1 protein-coding gene and 1 pseudogene are annotated in these 278 nt (G+C 40.3%); both read right to left on the bottom strand.

Features of this window, described 5'->3' with window-relative positions; all coding sequences use genetic code 11:
• The coding region (locus GQ589_RS12645) for a hypothetical protein (RefSeq protein WP_370519449.1) at positions 1-104 on the bottom strand (104 nt) is incomplete at its 3' end.
• Positions 89-278, bottom strand: a pseudogene (locus GQ589_RS12640) (DDE-type integrase/transposase/recombinase); the annotation flags it as partial. The gene GQ589_RS12645 and the pseudogene GQ589_RS12640, both read right to left, overlap by 16 nt.

Below are 278 nucleotides of genomic sequence, written 5' to 3'. Positions count from 1 at the left end.
CAATGAAATAAAGTTGGGCTTTCTCCTTTACGCCGCTGTATTGCCATATTTAATGCTTTAACCGTAAGGTTACTATTAGGCTTGTCAGAAAAGGCCCATCCAATAATACGCCGAGAGCATAAATCCATGACAACAGCCAGATAGAGCTAGCCTTGCCTTGTTCGAATATAGGTAATATCACCAGTCCAATATCGATTAATTGTCGCAGGATTAAATTGTCGATTTAAATGGTTTGGTGCAAGTATCGACGATTTACCACCGCTAGGATAGACATGTTG

Origin of the sequence: Gilliamella sp. Pas-s27, assembly GCF_009795865.1 — a bacterium.
GTDB lineage: Bacteria > Pseudomonadota > Gammaproteobacteria > Enterobacterales > Orbaceae > Gilliamella.
Note: the sequence above shows the minus strand (reverse complement) of the source record. Positions and strands in the feature narration are given on the sequence as shown.